This is a genomic window from Polaromonas sp. P3_A5 (assembly GCF_056403055.1).
The window spans coordinates 247646-263430 of sequence record NZ_JBFUGF010000001.1; the positions used below are offsets into that span (position 1 = coordinate 247646).

The following is a 15785-nucleotide window of genomic DNA, read 5'->3' on the forward strand; positions in this document are numbered from 1 at the left end:
GCCTGGTCACAAAAACTTCTGCAAGGCATTTAGCTAAAGCGCTGCCGCGACGGCGGCCGGCGGCAGGGTGAGTCAACGCGTTCATTCTGCACCCCTTCCTCGCGCCTGCATGGCGTGAATCAGGCTCACGGCCTGCGGCGCCACGCTTCCCGGAATTCCCCAGTAATCAAAGACGCCGCCGTCGGCCGCGTGGTGCCCGCAGACGACAAACACCCCCGTTCCCAGCTGCTGCTTGAACTCGCTGGCGAGCCAGCCTACAAAGCCGCTGTTGGGAATATCGGGCGCGAAATGCAGGCACACCACGGCGTAGCGGTCCTCGGCTTTGGTGGATGCCGATGCGGGCAGCAGCGCGCTCCAGACCGCATGGTCGCGGACCAAAGCGAGCGCTTCGCTGGCAGGGTTTGCGACCAGATGTACAGGAAACTGCGCCAAGGGAAACTCGGCGAAGGTGTAGTCGCCCGGGAGCATGTCCACACGCGCGTGCGCCATCACGCGCAAAAGCCGTTTGTGTGTTTGTTCGGGGGGTTCCGGCGTCACGTCCATTGGCTTGGTTCCGCTGTTGTCACGATGGCACGCCGGACGTTTCCGGCGTCATGGGCCGCTCCTGCAAATTCGCCTCCAGGTGAGCAAGTCCCCGCGCGACGTATTCTTCCTTTTCACCGACCGGGGCAAAGTAGTGCAGCACCTCACGGGCTTCGTCAATGCCCTTCAGCCGGGCAATCAGCCATGCGGAAATGTATTGCGCGGACATGCAGCCGCCCGCGGTCGCCAGGTTACCCTTCGCAAAGAAGGCCTGGTTCAGGATGCTCACCCCGGCTGCCTGAACCCAGGGCTTGCTGGTCAAGTCCGTGCACGCCGGCATTTGGCCGACAAGCCCCAGCTTGGCGAGCAAAAAGGTCCCGGAGCACTGCGCTGCGATGAGCTGCCTTTGCGGATTGAGCTGCAGTTGGCCGAGGATGGATGCATCGTTGGCGACTTCGCGCGTTTTCATGCCGCTGCCTATCAGCACGGCATCAGCCTGGTTGGCTTCCCTCAGGTTGATATGTGCATCGATGGTGAGGCCGTTCATGGACGTCACCCGCTCGGTGGGACTGGCAATGCTGACTCTCCAGTCGGCATCACCCCGCAGCGAAATGCGGCTCAGCATTCCGTAGGCTATCAAGGAGTCCAGTTCGTTGAAGCCGTCGAAGGTAAGGATGGCGATATGCATGAAAGCTGTCCTGATGCGGGTTGAAATAGCTACTTCACTGAAAGAAGAAAAAAACGTTGTGGTGAATCGGTCTATCGGTACCGGGGGTGGAGACGGTTCGCGACGGGTCAGTCCACGATAAACAGTTTGGCCCCCGAAGGCGAGGTCGACCGGTGGGCCTCGGCGCCGTCTGCCACCTGGTAGCTCATGCCGGGCAACAGCACATGCACACTGCCGTTATCCAGTTCCGTCTGCAACTCGCCTTCCAGGCAAAGCAGGATGTGGCCTTTGCTGCACCAGTGGTCGGAAACATATCCGGGTGTGTACTCCACCATGCGCACGCGCACGTCGCCAAACTTGCGAGTGCGCCAGAAGGCCTTGCCTTCCAGGGCGGAATGTTCGGTGCGCTCCACGTTGGACCAGTCGGTGGTGCCGAAGGGGATTTCGTTGATTTGCATGCTGATTACTCCGTGACCGACACGATGGCTTCGATTTCCACTGCAAATCCGCGCGGCAGGGAGCCCACACCGACTGCCGAGCGCGCATGGCGGCCGGCCTCACCGAATACCTGCACCAGCAGATCTGAGCAGCCGTTGATGACTTCGGTATGACCCATGAAGTCGGGTGTTGCGTTGACCATTCCCAGCAGCTTGACCACGCGCCGCACGCGCGAAAGTTCGCCCAGGGCGGCCTTCATGGTGGCAATCAGGTTCAGTCCGACGTCGTGGGCATGGTCGCGGGCTTCCTCCGCGCTGATCTCGCGCCCGACCTTGGGCACCACGGCCAGGTCTTGCCGCAGCGGCGAGCCCTTGCCCGACAGGTACAGCATGGAACCGTCGAGCACCCAGGCATCGAAATTACCGCGAGGTGTCACGACGGGCGGCATGATCAGGCCGAGTTGCTGCAGGCGTTGTTCGGGAGTCATCGATGGTTCCTTGTTATAGGAGATATCCTGGAAAGAGGTGCAAAAGCGGCGGGCCGCCTCAAGCCCACTTCATGCCCGTTTCCGCTGGTTGGGCGTGATGTGTGCAATGGTGCCGTCGCCGTAAGAGCGCAACACCTGTGAGATGACGATGTGAAAACCTTTGTACCACTGCGTGTACTGGCGTTTGGCTTCCAGGTGCTTGGGGTGTGCTGAAAAAACGCGCAGCGATTCTTCGGTTTCCCAGAAGTAAGTGGCATTGGTCAGCACGCCATCCGGCGAGCGCCAGGACTCCGCGCCCAGGTAGCCAGGCGTGGCCTGGGCGGCTTCTTCGATCAGCGCGTCCAGCGTGTGGAACCGTTCGTCGTAGGTGCCGGGTTCAAAAATAAAGGCGGCTGAGTACATCACAACTTTCTGGTGTTAAGCAAAGAGCCAGGTTCGGCGGCCCGGACGCGAGCGCCTGACTGCACCGGCATTTTTTTTCCGATGAAAACGGTGGCAATCACGGCCAGCCCGAAGCCGACGGTGACGGCGTCCAGGTGCTCGCCAAGCAGCGGCACAGAAAACAACATGGACAAAAACGGCTGCACCAACTGCACCTGGCTGACACGCACCGTACCGCCGAGCGCCAGGCCGCGGTACCAGGCAAAAAATCCCAACCAGGCCGAGAACACCGCCACGTAGGCAAAGCCGGCCCAGGCGCTGACCTTGAGTGGTGCTGTGGGCCAGCTGAAAAGAGACAGGGGCAAAGTCAAGGGCAGCGAGAGCACCAAGGCCCAGCAGATCACGTGCTCGGCGCGCATGTGCTGGGACAGCCGCGCACCGTAGCCGTAACCGACGGCCGCGCACAAACAGGCGGCCAGCAACAAAAGGTCAGCAAAATGGATGGACAGCCCGCCCACACTGTTTGAACGCAGCATGGCGAACAGAACCACCAGCGCGCTGCCCAGTGCCGCACACAGCCAGAAGCCGGCAGACGGACGCTGGCGGTGCAGCAGGGCGCCCACCGCCGCGGTGGCCAGGGGCAGCACGCCGAGAATGACGCTTGCATGCACGGCTTCCACGTAGCGCATGGCGATCGAGGTGAAGAGCGGAAAACCAAACACCACGCCGCCCGCGGTGACGGCCAGCGGCAGCCAGTCCTTTCGCTGCGGCAGCGCTGCGCGGGTGGCCAGCAAAAACACCGCCGACAACACGGCCGCCACCGTGGCCCGCCCGAGCGCGATGAAAACGCCCGACATCTGCGGCGCATCCGGCGTGCCCACGGCCAGGCGTGTCATGGGCAGCGTGACGGCAAAAATCACGATGCCCAGCAAGCCGAGCCATAGCCCTTTGGTTGTGTCGGCAGATGTGGACGTCATATAAAAAGCATCCAGATGGCGGTAGCCACGAGTACCAGCGCCATGGCGCGGTTGAACCACTGGAGCCGACGCCCGCTGCCGGACGGGCCGGTCAGCCACTCGCGCAACAAAGATCCGGCGAGCGCGTAAGTGAGGTTGCTCACAAAAGCGTAGGCCAGCATCACAGGTAATACGATGGCCAGTCGCGCGGCCGGCGCCTCGCGGCCGGCAATCCAGCCGCTCACGATGGCCAGCGCCAGCATCCATGCCTTGATGTTGACAAACTGCAGTGCGGCGCCTTGCCAGAAAGTGACGTTCAGGCGCGCCGCGTCCGCCTCGCTCAACTGGCGCGACTGTGAAATCTTCCAGGCCAGCCACAGCAAGTACGCCACGCCGATGATCTTCACGGCCCAGCTCAGCAAGGGCACGGCCAGCACCAGGGCGCCCAGCCCCAGGGCACACACCAGGAGCAGTACGCCCCAGCCGACCGGCACCGCGCAGACAAAAGGCAGCGCGCGTTTCAACCCATGGTTGGCTCCCAGTGCGGTTGATAGCGTCGTGTTGGGTCCCGGCGAAAAGCTCATCGCCGTTGCCAGCACCAGTAAGGCCGTAAATTCTTGCCAGTTCATGCTTTCAACTTTATAGTTGAAAGCAATACACCACCAGTACAGTTGTTGGTACAAATTCCCAAACTGTATTGGTTAAATTGTCAGCACACATGCCGCCAGCAGGGCGTGCCAAGGCCACACCATGTTGATGAAAACCGCTTCACAGTCCCTGACCGAACAGCTGTCGGCGCGCTTTGCCGAGCGCATCCGTAGCCGGCTGTTGGCCCCTGGTGCTCGCCTGCCTTCTGTGCGGCTGTGCGCCGAGCAGCAAGGTGTAAGTGCCTCCACCGTGGTGGCGGCTTATGACCAGTTGCTGGCGCAAGGTCTGGTGGTGGCGCGCAAGAACCGCGGTTTTTTTGTCCGTGATACTTCGCTTAATGCGGCGCTGGCACAGGCTCCCAAAGCGCCGGTAGCTATAAAAAATATAGCAGACGCAAAAACTGGTACGCCCGCGGGCCACACCCCCCCGGGCGCCTGGAGCACTGCGACCTGGATGGCCACGCGCCAGGCGCCGGTGGATGCGACGGCGCTGATCCGCGGGATGTTCCACAAGGTCAGCAACAAGCCGCAACCCGGCATGGGCGTGTTTCCACCAGACTGGCTCGAAACCACCTTCATGCCGGCCGCCGTCCGCAAAGTCACCAGCGTCAGCGCGTTGCGGGACTTTTCGCTCCAGTACGGTGAACCCATGGGCGACAGCGGCCTGCGCCGCGCGCTTTCGCAGAAGCTCAGTGCACTCAATGTGCACGCCGCGCCCGAGCAGATCATCACCACCGTTGGCGCCACCCATGCGCTCGACATCGTCAGCCGGACGCTGCTGCGTGCCGGGGACTGTGTGATGGTGGAGGAGCCCGGCTGGGCGGTGGAGTTCGCCCGGCTGGACGCTTTAGGCATGCGCATCCTGCCGGTACCGCGCCGCGCCGACGGCCCGGACCTGGCGGTGATGGCCCAATACTGCGAAATCCACCAGCCCAAGCTGTTTGTCAGTGTCAGCGTATTCCACAACCCGACGGGCTACTGCCTCACGCCCGGCAGCGCCCACCGCGTGCTGCAGTTGGCGATGCAACACAACTTCCACATTGTTGAAGACGACACCTACAGCCACCTGGCGCCTGAGCATGCCACGCGGCTATGCGCCCTCGATGGGCTGCAGCGCACGATTTATGTCAGCGGCTTCGCCAAGATCCTGGCACCCGGCTGGCGCGTCGGCTTCATGGCCGCACCCCCCGACCTCATCGAGCGCCTGCTAGACACCAAACTGCTGGCCACGCTAACCACGCCAGCCCTGCTGGAGAAGGCGCTGGCCTGGTGCATAGATCAGGGCCAGTTACGCCGGCATGCCGAGCGTATTCGCACCCGGCTTGACGGCGCGCGTGCACGCAGCGTCAAATTGGCCCTGGCTCACGGCTGCACATTTGCTGCGGAGCCCGCCGGCCTGTTCGGCTGGGTGGACACGGGCGTCGATACCGATGCGTTGTCCCAGCGCATGCTGGACGAGGGCTACCTGATTGCGCCTGGCGGCTTGTTTCACGCGGCGCGCAAACCCAGCACATTGATGCGCATCAACTTTGCAACCACGCAGGAGGCTGCGTTCTGGAAGGTGTTTGCGCGCTTGCGTGATGCCGTGAGGTAACTTTCCTCCTTCTTTCGCGGCTTGCCCTGGCAGAACGGGGCCGGCAGTGAAGAAGCGAGCTTTGAGCGAGCTTAGTGCCGAGTTCGGGCCGCTTGTCTTCGCCACGCTGCCCGCCGGGAACGGTCGCGACTATGCGGGTATGTCTTCCGCCCGCCATGCTCCGCGTTGGAGTTCGCCTGGCTTGTTGCGCCTGGGGCGTTGCTCTTTCCTCCCTTTTCTCCTTGTTTTCCTCATCCTCCGGCTTCCCGTTGGCGCTGCCCGGCTACCTATCCCCTTTCGAAAATGACACTCGGCTTGGCCGGTAATCTGATAGTCGTTTCTATTGGTTACGAGTTAACTCTAATTGATCAGCTGAAGATCCGGCTTTAGTTAATTTCCATTAGTTTCTTCAGAGTTTTTGGTGGATTTCCAATGTTTTAACGTGTAACTTACTGTTTCAATTGATCAAATTGAAGGCTGAAATTCAACTAAATACGGACATTTATGCGATTTTTCTCACGGAATTTTTGTTTTTATTCACATCTGTTGCGTTCATGTGAAGTAATCGAGGCTCTGAAAGTTGATAAGTAACATAAAGTTACGTCTCAAATACATATCGATGCGCATATGTTGCCGGCCCTACATGGATCTGCCTCCGAGCCAGCCATTTGCCGAGAGTCACGAAAGGACGTTACCCATGAAATCTGCCCTGAAACTTTGTATTTTTGCCGTCGGGCTGGTGTTTGGCCAGGCCGTGCTGGCCCAAGCCTCGCCGGTGTCTTCCCAGCTCCTGGCGCAGCGCGTGGAGATGGTGGGCGGCAAGCCCGTGCTCAAGCCTGCCGGCGATGGCAAACCGGGGGATGTCCTGCAGTACAGCGCAACCTACCGCAATACCAGCGCCGCTGCAGCCGGCAAGCTTCTGGCAACCATACCGGTGCCTCCGGGCACCACCTTTATCGCGGCAAGTGCCGAACCTGCACAGGCCCTGGCCTCCACGGATGGAACTGTCTTCGCACCCATGCCACTGACGCGCATGGTCAAGCAGGCCGACGGCAGCGTGCGCAAAGAGCCCGTTCCCCTGGCTGACTATCGCGCCTTGCGCTGGGAAACCGGCACCTTGGCCGCAGGCGCCAGCACCGTGGTCAGTCTGCGTGTGCGTATCGATTCACCTGCGGCCGCACTGGCTGCCAAACCGTGATGACGGCCAGCTTCCTTCGCAGCTGCGCCTCCCGCCATGCGGGCGGCGCATTTCGCCTTTCCGTTCCCCGTTAATTGTTTGTTGATTCACCGTTGTTAAGTAGCCAGGAGAAAAAGCCATGTATGCCAATCCTTCGAGTCCGCAGCCTTTAGGGTTGCAGCACTTCTTCACCCACTGGATTGTGGGATTGTTTGTCGCGCTTGCGCTGGCTCTGGCCGGCCTGGCGGCCCATGCCGCGCCGCCGCCGGCGGGCACGTCCATCAGCAACCAGGCCTCGGCCACGTACTCGGATGCATCCGGCATAACGCGCACGGTCACGTCGAACGTGGTGCAGACCACGGTGCAGCAGATTGCGAGCTTGACCCTGGCGGCCAATGGCGCGCAGAACGCGACACCCGGCAGCGTGGTGTACTACCCGCACACCCTGACCAACACGGGTAACGGCACGGACACGTTCAACCTGACCACCAGCAATACCGGTGGCTTCTCGATGGCCAGCGTCCAGATTTTTGCCGACAACGGCAGCGGCACACCAACGGGCCCGGCGATCACTTCGACGGGCGCACTGGCGGCAGGCGGTCTCTTCAAGTACATCGTGGTCGCCACCTTGCCGGGCACGGCTACGGCGGCACAGACCAACACCATCACGGTGACCGGCACCAGCGTATTTGACCCGACGAAAACCCAGTCGAACACCGACGTGACCACGGCCACGACCAACGCAGTCGTCACGCTGACCAAGTCGGCCAGCGTATCCAGCGGCTCCGCCGGCACGGCCATCACCTACACCCTGACCTACACGAACACCGGTAACAGCACGGCCACCGCCGTGGCGATCACCGACGTTCTGCCGACAGGCCTGACCTATACCGCAGGCTCTGCACGTTGGAGCGTGACGGGCGCCACGGCGCTGAGCGACGCTGGTGCCTCCAGTGGTTCTGCACCCAACACCCTGACTTCGGGCTACACCCTGGGCACCAAGACCTTGCTGGTCACGCTCAACCAGGTAACGGCTGGCCAATCTGGCACCATCAGCTTCGGCGTGACCGTGGCCGGGGGAACTGCACCCGGCGTGCTGAACAACACCGCCACGACGTCCTACAACAACGGCGCTACCACGGTAACGGGCGGCTCCAATACGGTGCCGTTCACGGTGCTGCAGACCGCCGCCGTGACGCTGACCGGCACCACGGTGCCTGGCCCGGCCGCGCCCGGCTCGACGGTAAGCTTCACCAACACGGTGACCAATACCGGTAACGGTTCCGACACCTTCAACATGACGCTGAGCACGGGCAACTTCCCGGCCGGCACGACCTTCCAGCTTTACAAGAGCGACGGCGTCACGCCGTTGGTCGATACGAATAGCGACGGCACGGTTGACACCGGCCCGCTGGCCGCAGGCGCCACCTACAACGTGATCCTCAAGGCCACGCTGCCGCCGAACGCGACCAACACCGGTGCGCCTTTCATCATTGCCAAGACGGCCACCTCGGTGTTTGACCCGACCAAGACGGCCACAACCAACGACCAGTTGACCGCCGTGACTGCCGCGGCAGTTGATGCGACCAACAATCTGCCGACCGCCGTGGGTGTTCCCGGCGTGGGTGTGTTTGCCAACGGTGAAGGTGCCGCGCAGGTCACCAACACGCTGAACCCGGGCGCTTCGACGGTCTTCACCATCGTGGCCAACAACACCGGCCCGTCGCCGGACAGCTACAACCTGGGCGCCAGCACGGTGAACACCTTCGCCAGCGTGACGCTGCCCGCTGGCTGGACGGTCAGCTTCCGCGCCGACGGCGGCGTGGGCAACTGCTCGACCACCGGCGCGACCATCACCAACACCGGCTCCGTGGCCGCCGGCGGCAACGTCGTCGTCTGCGCGGTGGTGGGTGTGCCGGCCGGCTTTGCGGCAGGCACCACGCAGCTGTATTTCCGCACGCTGTCGCCCACGTCGAACGCTTCAGACACGCTGCATGACGCCGTGATCGTGAGCGCTGTCCGCTCGGTCACCCTGACGCCCAATGGCGCCGGCCAGACCTACCCGGGCGGCTCCTACGTCTACAGCCACACCTTGACCAATACCGGCAACGTGCTGGAAGGCAACGGCACAGTCAGCACGCTGACCCTGGCCGGCGCCGACAACCAGGCCGGCTGGACTTCCGCGCTGTACTACGATGCCAACGCCAACGGCGTACTCGACGCGACCGACCCTCAGATCAGCAGCACGCTGCACGCCGCGGGCGTCCTGCCTGCGGGTCTGGCTCCCGGTGCATCGATCACGGTGTTCAACAAGGTGATCGCTCCTAGCGGTGCAACCCCCGGTGCAGTGGACGCCACGACCATCACGGTCACGACCACCAATGGCAGCTACGCGACGACGGTTCCTGCCGTGGCTACTGCGGTTGACAGTACGACCGTGATCGCCGGCAACCTGACGCTGACCAAGGCGCAATCCCTGGACACGGCTTGCGCAGGCGCCAACGGCGGCACGGTCTACGCGGCGGCTACCCTCAGCGCCCGTCCCAACCAGTGCGTGCTGTACCAGATCACCGTGACCAACGTGGGATCCGCGAATGCGACCTCCGTTGTGGTGTCCGACGCGACGCCTAGCTACACCACCCTGAGCAGCGCTGCGGCAAGCACGGTAGGTACCGTGACCGGCCCCTCCGCAGGCGCAGCGGGCACCGTCACCGCGACGATCGGCACCCTGACCCCTGGTCAGTCGGCTGTCGTGACTTTCGGTGTACGCATCAACCCCTAACCCGGGACTGACCTCAAGCGCGGGAAGCGAAAGCTTCCCCGCTTTTCAAAGGGCACGGCCGCGTGCCCTTTGGAAAGCGACGCCCTGTCGAAAACCGAACAACAAGCCCATCAACCATGCTTCCTCGCCCGCTGCGCAAGCTGCTGATCTCCTGCATGTTGCTGCTCTTCTGGGCAGCAGCACAGGCAGCGCCGACCCCGGCGGGGACGGTGATCAGCAACACGGCGACGGCGACTTTTGTGGACACGGCGACGGGCCTGACGGTTCACCTCAACTCCAACACCGTGAACACCACGGTGGCGACGCTTGAAGCGCTCACGCTGGCATCCAGCCAGAACCTGTTGATCGGCGTAGGTTCGTCATTCACGATCAACCATAACCTTGCCAACACCGGCAACAGCACGACGAACTACCTGATCACGGCCAGTGTGTCCGGCGGCAGCGCCTTCACACCGCTCAATGTCCAGGTGGTGCTGGACGTCAATGGCAACGGTCTGGTGGATGCGGGTGAACCCGTGGTTCCTGCCGGAAGTCCCGTGATGGTTGCCGTTGGCGCCAATGCCGGATTGCTGATCACGGGCCAGATCCCGCCGGGCGCGACGCCTGGCCAGACGGCCCAGATTACCCTGAGTGCGTTGAGCCAGGTCCAGGGGGCCAGCGCGACCAACACCGATACGATCAATCTCACCAATGGTGCGGCAATCCAGGTCAGCTATTCAGCCTCGTCGGCCACCGCTACTCAGGGTGGTGCTCTCAGCTTTACCGCAAGGGCCATCAACAACGGAAACATGGCGGCCAGCCCGGCGAATGTGCTTGTCAATGGCGCACCGGTGGCGCTATTTATCCTGCGCGCCCCGGTGCCGGTCAACACGGCCTTTGTCTCGGCCCTGCCGTCTACCAGTCCCGGTGCCCAGACGCTGTATCACCTGCTGGGCGGAGCGACCAACAGCTATGTCACGGCAATACCCGGTGGTGCCACGGTGGATGCCGTTGCCTGGGGCATTGCCGCGTTGCCCCAGGGCGGATTGTTCCAGGGAACATTTAATGTCAGCGTGAACGCCAACGCGTCCGGCAATGTGTCGGGCACGGCCTATGCGGACTGGACTGACGCCGCTGCACCGTTGACCACCACCAGCAATATGGTGGTGCTGCCGTTGCCGGCATACGCGGCAGACATCCTTTTCTACAGCAACGCCTCTTATGCCAACCGGACCGCCCTCGGTACGCCGGGCCATCCACTGTTTGTGCAGGCCAATGCTGCTGTGTGCAATGCTGACTCCACGACAGTAGGTACGGTGCCCATCACGCTGGTGAGCCGGCTTACGGGAGATTCGGAAACCTTTACGGCTGTGGAAACCGGCCCCAACACTGGCATCTTCCGCATCATGCCGAATGTTCCCACAGCCAATGCGGCGACGCACATCGTGGCTTCCGGCGACGGCATACTGGAAGTGCTGCGAAACGACACGGTGACGGCCACGATTTCCTCCTGCGGCGGCATCACCGTCTCGGCGACGACCACGCTGCTGGTGGATCCTTCCGGCATCGTGTTCAATTCATCCACCAACCAGCCTGTTGCCGGCGCCACGGTAGCGCTGATCGACGTCACCGGTGCCGGCAATGGCGGGGTTCCCGGTGGGCCAGCCGTCGTGTTCCAGATAGATGGGGTAACGCCGGCTCCCAGCGTTGTCGTGACAGCTGCCGACGGGTTTTATGAATTTCCGCTGGTGGCCAACAGCACATACCGGCTGGTAATCACCCAACCGGCGGGCTTCACCTTTCCATCGCTGCTTCCTGCCGGGGTACAGCCTGCGGGTCGGCTGATCGATACACCGGGCTCTTACGGGGGCAATTTCGTCGTGGCGGGTGTGCCTGTGCATTTCGACGTACCCCTGGATCCAGGTGCGAATGCGGGTGGCCTGTTTATCCAGAAAACAGCCAACAAGAAGACAGCAGAAGTCGGGGACTTTGTTGACTACTCGATCAAGTTCAACAACGTCAGCGCAGGGGCACTCCCCGGTGTTGTGGTCAGCGACAGCCTGCCTGCCGGCTTTGCCTATGTGCGCGGCACGGCACGGCTCAACGGCGTGCCCCTTTCAGACCCTTCAGGCGGTGCGGGTCCCAGCCTTCAGTTTGCGGTGGGTGCCATCGCCTCCGGCTCGCAGCCGACGCTGACCTACCGCGTGCGCGTCGGCGTGGGCAGCCAGGGCGGCGACGGCATCAATACGGCGCAGGCCGCCAGCGGAGTGGTGCGGTCCAACCGGTCCAGCGTTCGCGTCCAGGTCGTCGGCGGTGTGTTTTCCAACAAAGCCTATGTGATCGGCAAGGTGTTTGCCGATTGCAGCCGTAATGGTGTGCAGGACGCGGGTGAGCCAGGCATTCCGGGCGTTCGGATCTATCTGGAAGACGGCACCTATGCCGTGACGGACGAGGAAGGCAAATACAGTTTCTACGGCCTCGAGCCACGCACCCATATCGCCAAGATCGACAGCATCACATTGCCTGCAGGTGCTTCGCTCCAGGTGCTCAACAACCGGAATGCCCTGGATGCAGCCAGCCGTTTTGTGGACTTGATCAATGGCGAACTCCACAAGGCCGACTTTGCCATCGCCGAATGCACGCCTGCCATTCAGGAGCAGATCGCGCTTCGCCGAAAGGCCTTGGGCAATCCGTCGGAGATCGCCCAGGCTGCAGGCCAGTTGCTGCAGTCCAGCCGTGCAGCCTCGGTGGACAGCCGGACGCTTCCCTCCAGCGGCGTGCTCGGTCTGCCCGGAGCACAGAAAAACAATACTCCCGCAGGTTCGGTGGCACCGCTGCCGGGCACCTTGGGCGCAGTGGGCGATCCGGGCGGACCATACGCGCCTAACGCCCAGGGGTTGCCCAAACCTATTTACACGCCTTTGGAGGTCGCGTCGGAGTCTGTGCCACCTTCCGCGGTTTCCGCTGCCGAATCACTACAGGCAGTCGTTCCACTGGAAGATCTCCTGCCGGAGCTCAATGGTGAAACGGGTTTTGTCGGGCTGGTCAACGAGCAGGTGTTGCCTTCAGCCCAGACCCGCGTCCGGGTGAAAGGCCCGCTAGGCGCCACGTTTGAGGTCACCCTCAATGGGCAACTGGTACCCGCCACACAGGTAGGCAAGAAGAGCAGTCTTGAGAAGAACCGCGTCGTCGCCTGGGAATACATCGGTGTTGACCTCCGGCCCGGCCGCAACACGCTGGGTGTGCGCGCTGTTGACGGTTTTGGCAATGCACGTGGAACGGCGCAAGTCACGATCCTGGTTCCCGGTGCCCTGGCAAAGATCGAAGTTGGCGCGCCTGCGCAGCTGATTGCTGACGGTGCGACTGCCGTCCCTGTCACCATTTCGCTGCGCGATGCGCAAGGGCTGCCGGTGGCCGTGCGAACCCAAGTGACGCTGCAGGCAAGCCTTGGCCAGTGGCAGACTCCCGACCTGGATGCACGCCAGCCCGGCACGCAGGTCTTCGTTGAAGGTGGTGAGGGCCGCTTTTTGTTGTTGCCACCAGCCCAGCCCGGAAAGGCGGAGCTTGGTATTGCCAGCGGCACCGTCAAGTCTGTGGCGGCCATCGAGTTCATGCCCAACCTGCGGCCCATGATTGCGGCCGGTATTGTGGAGGGCACCCTCAACCTGCGCAGCCTCAATCCTTCCGCATTGCAACCCGCGCAAAGCGGCGATGTTTTTGAACGGCAGATCCGGAGCACGTCGCGCAGCTTTGCGGGCGGCAAGGGCGAAGCGGCTGCGCGGACTGCGCTGTTCCTCAAAGGCAAGGTGCTCGGCTCTTCCCTGCTGACGCTGGCCTACGATTCCGACAAGCCTTCCGATACGGCGCTGTTCCGCGATATCCAGCCCAACCAGTTTTACCCGGTGTATGGCGATTCGTCGGCGCGTGGCTTTGACGCCCAGTCCACCGGCAAGCTCTACGTGATGCTGCAAAACGGCACCAACTACGCACTGCTGGGCGACTATTCAACCCAGAGCGACAACGCCGCACGTCAGCTCACGCAATACGCGCGCGCCCTGAACGGTGTCAAGGGCCGTTACCAGGAAGGCGCAGTGACCGTGGAAGGTTTTGCAAGCCGCACGGCGACGACACAGCTGGTGCAGGAATTCCGCGCCAATGGCACTTCCGGGCCGTTCCGGCTCAACATCAACGGCGTGGTTAATAGCCAGCAGGTCGACATCCTCACGCGAAGCCGCAGCCAGGCGTCGGTCATCATCAATGACGCGCCGCTGGCGCAGTTCACCGACTACGAAATCGAACCTTTCAGCGGCCAGCTCCTGCTCAAGACTCCGGTTCCGAGCGTGGACGCCGACCTGAATCCGATCTTCGTGCGGGTCAGCTATTCGGTGGACTCGGGCGGCCCCAAACATACGGTCGCCGGCGCCGATGCGCGCCTGGAAGTCCTTCCGGGTATATCGCTCGGCGCGACGGCGGTGCAGGACACCGACCCCGCCAATCGCCAAAACCTCAGCGGGTTGAACGTGACGGCGAAGCTGGGCGAAAAGACCGTGGCCACCGGTGAAATCGCCCGCAGCAGCACAGATCTGCAGGGCAACGGCTCAGGCCAGCGCGTGGAAGTCCGCCATGATGACCAGGCGCTGCAGGCGCGCGTCTGGGGTGCGCGCACCAGTGCGGGTTTTTACAACCCCAACAGCGTGCAGTCGGCCGGGCAGTCTGAATACGGCGCAAAAATCGGTTACGCGGTGGATGACAAGAACAGGCTTGTCGCTGAAGCGCTGCGCACCGCAAACAGCGTGACAGGCGCGGCACAAACCGGCGCGGACCTGAAGCTCGAACACAGCCTGCCCGGAAATGTGAAGGTGGAAGTTGGCGTGCGCTACAGCAGCGCCAACACCGCCGCTGCGCTTTCCGGTCCGGCCTTGCCTGGCAGTACCGTTCCGGTGACGCCTTCCGCCACGGCGCTGGCTTCAGGCTCGTCCGAGGAGGTGGGTTACACCACGGCGCGGGTCAAGGTGACGGTGCCGGTTCCGGATGTGCCCCAAGCCGACGTCTACGGCCTGGCCGAATACGCGATCGACGGCAGCGGCGGCCGGGAGATCGGCGTCGGCGGCAACTATGCCATTAATTCCACAACGCGTCTGTATGCGCGCCATGACTTCATCAATAGTCTGAAAAGCATTTACACGCTCAATGCGTCGACTTCGCAATACACCACCGTTGCCGGTATCAACACAGAACTGTCGGACAGCACGCAGCTGTTCAATGAATACCGCATGGGCGACAGCATCAACGGCCGCAGCAGTGAAGCAGCTGTTGGCCTGCGCAGGCTCTGGCGCCTGGACAGCGGCGTCGGTCTGACAGCCAGCTTGCAACGCATCAAGCCGTTGTCGGGTGTGACCATTGACGATTCCAGCGCCGTCACCATCGGGGCCGACTACACGGCCGCGGCCACCTGGAAAGCGTCCGGCCAGGTGCAGTGGCAGACATCGACCACTTCGAGCAGCTGGCTGCTGACGGGCGCGCTGGCCAACAAGCTGGACGACAGCTGGACCCTGCTCAATCGCGGCCTCTACAGCGAGCAGACCAACCTCGGCGCCACGGGCGGCAAGCGTGAATTGATTACAGCCCAGTCCGGCGTGGCCTATCGCCCGGTGAGCACTGACGTGTGGAATGCGCTGGGTCGCATCGAATACAAAAAGGATTCGGACAGCACCCTGGGCCCGGGCGTCAGCCGCGATGAGTCCGGGCTGATTCTTTCCACACACCTCAATATTCAGCCCAGCCGCAGCTGGGTGACGAGCGCGCGCTATGCCGCCAAATGGGGCCGCGACAAGTCCAACGGCATCAGCAGCCGCTCCTTTACACAGTTGATCGGCGGCCGCTCCACCTGGGACCTTACCGAGCGCTGGGACGTCAGCCTGCAGGCCTACCGCATGTGGGGTAACGGTGCTGCGGAGACCGCGGTGGGCGTGGAAGTCGGCTACCTGGCCTGGAAAAACATGTGGGTGTCACTGGGCTACAACATCAAGGGTTTCAGGGCCGCTGACCTGGCGGGTGAAGCCTACACCCAGCGCGGTGTCTACCTGCGTGTACGCTTCAAGTTTGACGAGAATGTGTTCGAACCCGCTGGCACGGCTACTGCCTCACCTACCAACACGGCGGGCCCCAAATCATGA

General features: G+C 62.6%; 11 protein-coding genes. 4 read left to right on the forward strand and 7 right to left on the reverse strand.

Annotated features, from left to right (window positions below):
- Positions 1 to 81: 81 nt before the first annotated feature.
- The 7 genes from AC1DU8_RS01255 to AC1DU8_RS01285 form a co-directional block, all read right to left on the reverse strand.
- Positions 82 to 543: a DUF6196 family protein gene (locus AC1DU8_RS01255; RefSeq protein WP_477726363.1), complete on the reverse strand. Its 462-nt coding sequence runs from the start codon at positions 541 to 543 to the stop codon at positions 82 to 84.
- Positions 544 to 562: 19 nt separating this feature from the next.
- Positions 563 to 1210 (reverse strand): DJ-1/PfpI family protein, encoded by a 648-nt coding sequence (locus AC1DU8_RS01260; RefSeq protein ID WP_457281417.1) that lies wholly within the window; start codon positions 1208 to 1210, stop codon positions 563 to 565.
- A gap of 107 nt (positions 1211 to 1317) precedes the next feature.
- A complete protein-coding gene (locus tag AC1DU8_RS01265; protein ID WP_457281416.1) occupies positions 1318 to 1647 on the reverse strand; it encodes a DHCW motif cupin fold protein in 330 nt (109 codons plus the stop codon).
- A gap of 5 nt (positions 1648 to 1652) precedes the next feature.
- Positions 1653 to 2114, reverse strand: a complete 462-nt coding sequence (locus AC1DU8_RS01270; RefSeq protein WP_457281415.1) for a RidA family protein — start codon at positions 2112 to 2114, stop codon at positions 1653 to 1655.
- Between the two features lie 69 nt (positions 2115 to 2183).
- The gene (locus AC1DU8_RS01275) at positions 2184 to 2516 is read right to left on the reverse strand and encodes an antibiotic biosynthesis monooxygenase family protein (RefSeq protein WP_457281414.1); all 333 of its coding nucleotides are present in this window, start codon (positions 2514 to 2516) and stop codon (positions 2184 to 2186) included.
- Positions 2516 to 3472: a DMT family transporter gene (locus tag AC1DU8_RS01280; protein ID WP_457281413.1), complete on the reverse strand. Its 957-nt coding sequence runs from the start codon at positions 3470 to 3472 to the stop codon at positions 2516 to 2518. The genes AC1DU8_RS01275 and AC1DU8_RS01280 overlap by 1 nt, the downstream gene beginning before the upstream one ends.
- A complete protein-coding gene (locus AC1DU8_RS01285) occupies positions 3469 to 4080 on the reverse strand; it encodes a LysE family translocator (RefSeq protein ID WP_457281412.1) in 612 nt (203 codons plus the stop codon). Before AC1DU8_RS01285 ends, AC1DU8_RS01280 begins: the two co-directional genes overlap by 4 nt.
- A 121-nt stretch (positions 4081 to 4201) precedes the next feature.
- Between AC1DU8_RS01285 and AC1DU8_RS01290 the strand changes: the two genes are divergently transcribed.
- The 4 genes from AC1DU8_RS01290 (at position 4202) to AC1DU8_RS01305 (ending at position 15785) form a co-directional block, all read left to right on the forward strand.
- Entirely contained in the window at positions 4202 to 5692 is a 1491-nt protein-coding gene (locus tag AC1DU8_RS01290) for an aminotransferase-like domain-containing protein (protein ID WP_477689536.1), read from the forward strand.
- A gap of 676 nt (positions 5693 to 6368) precedes the next feature.
- Entirely contained in the window at positions 6369 to 6869 is a 501-nt protein-coding gene (locus AC1DU8_RS01295) for a hypothetical protein (protein ID WP_477666468.1), read from the forward strand.
- A gap of 118 nt (positions 6870 to 6987) precedes the next feature.
- Positions 6988 to 9630 carry a beta strand repeat-containing protein gene (locus AC1DU8_RS01300; RefSeq protein ID WP_457281409.1) on the forward strand — a complete coding sequence of 881 codons (2643 nt, stop codon included), beginning with the start codon at positions 6988 to 6990 and terminating at the stop codon, positions 9628 to 9630.
- Positions 9631 to 9746: 116 nt separating this feature from the next.
- Entirely contained in the window at positions 9747 to 15785 is a 6039-nt protein-coding gene (locus tag AC1DU8_RS01305) for an SdrD B-like domain-containing protein (protein ID WP_457281408.1), read from the forward strand.

Coding starts and splice junctions, on each gene's coding strand:
- AC1DU8_RS01255 (WP_477726363.1), bottom strand. CDS start 543: ATGGACGTGACGCCGGAACCCCCCGAACAAACACACAAACGGCTTTTG.
- AC1DU8_RS01260 (WP_457281417.1), bottom strand. CDS start 1,210: ATGCATATCGCCATCCTTACCTTCGACGGCTTCAACGAACTGGACTCC.
- AC1DU8_RS01270 (WP_457281415.1), bottom strand. CDS start 2,114: ATGACTCCCGAACAACGCCTGCAGCAACTCGGCCTGATCATGCCGCCC.
- AC1DU8_RS01295 (WP_477666468.1), top strand. CDS start 6,369: ATGAAATCTGCCCTGAAACTTTGTATTTTTGCCGTCGGGCTGGTGTTT.
- AC1DU8_RS01300 (WP_457281409.1), top strand. CDS start 6,988: ATGTATGCCAATCCTTCGAGTCCGCAGCCTTTAGGGTTGCAGCACTTC.
- AC1DU8_RS01280 (WP_457281413.1), bottom strand. CDS start 3,472: ATGACGTCCACATCTGCCGACACAACCAAAGGGCTATGGCTCGGCTTG.
- AC1DU8_RS01290 (WP_477689536.1), top strand. CDS start 4,202: ATGTTGATGAAAACCGCTTCACAGTCCCTGACCGAACAGCTGTCGGCG.
- AC1DU8_RS01305 (WP_457281408.1), top strand. CDS start 9,747: ATGCTTCCTCGCCCGCTGCGCAAGCTGCTGATCTCCTGCATGTTGCTG.
- AC1DU8_RS01285 (WP_457281412.1), bottom strand. CDS start 4,080: ATGAACTGGCAAGAATTTACGGCCTTACTGGTGCTGGCAACGGCGATG.
- AC1DU8_RS01265 (WP_457281416.1), bottom strand. CDS start 1,647: ATGCAAATCAACGAAATCCCCTTCGGCACCACCGACTGGTCCAACGTG.
- AC1DU8_RS01275 (WP_457281414.1), bottom strand. CDS start 2,516: ATGTACTCAGCCGCCTTTATTTTTGAACCCGGCACCTACGACGAACGG.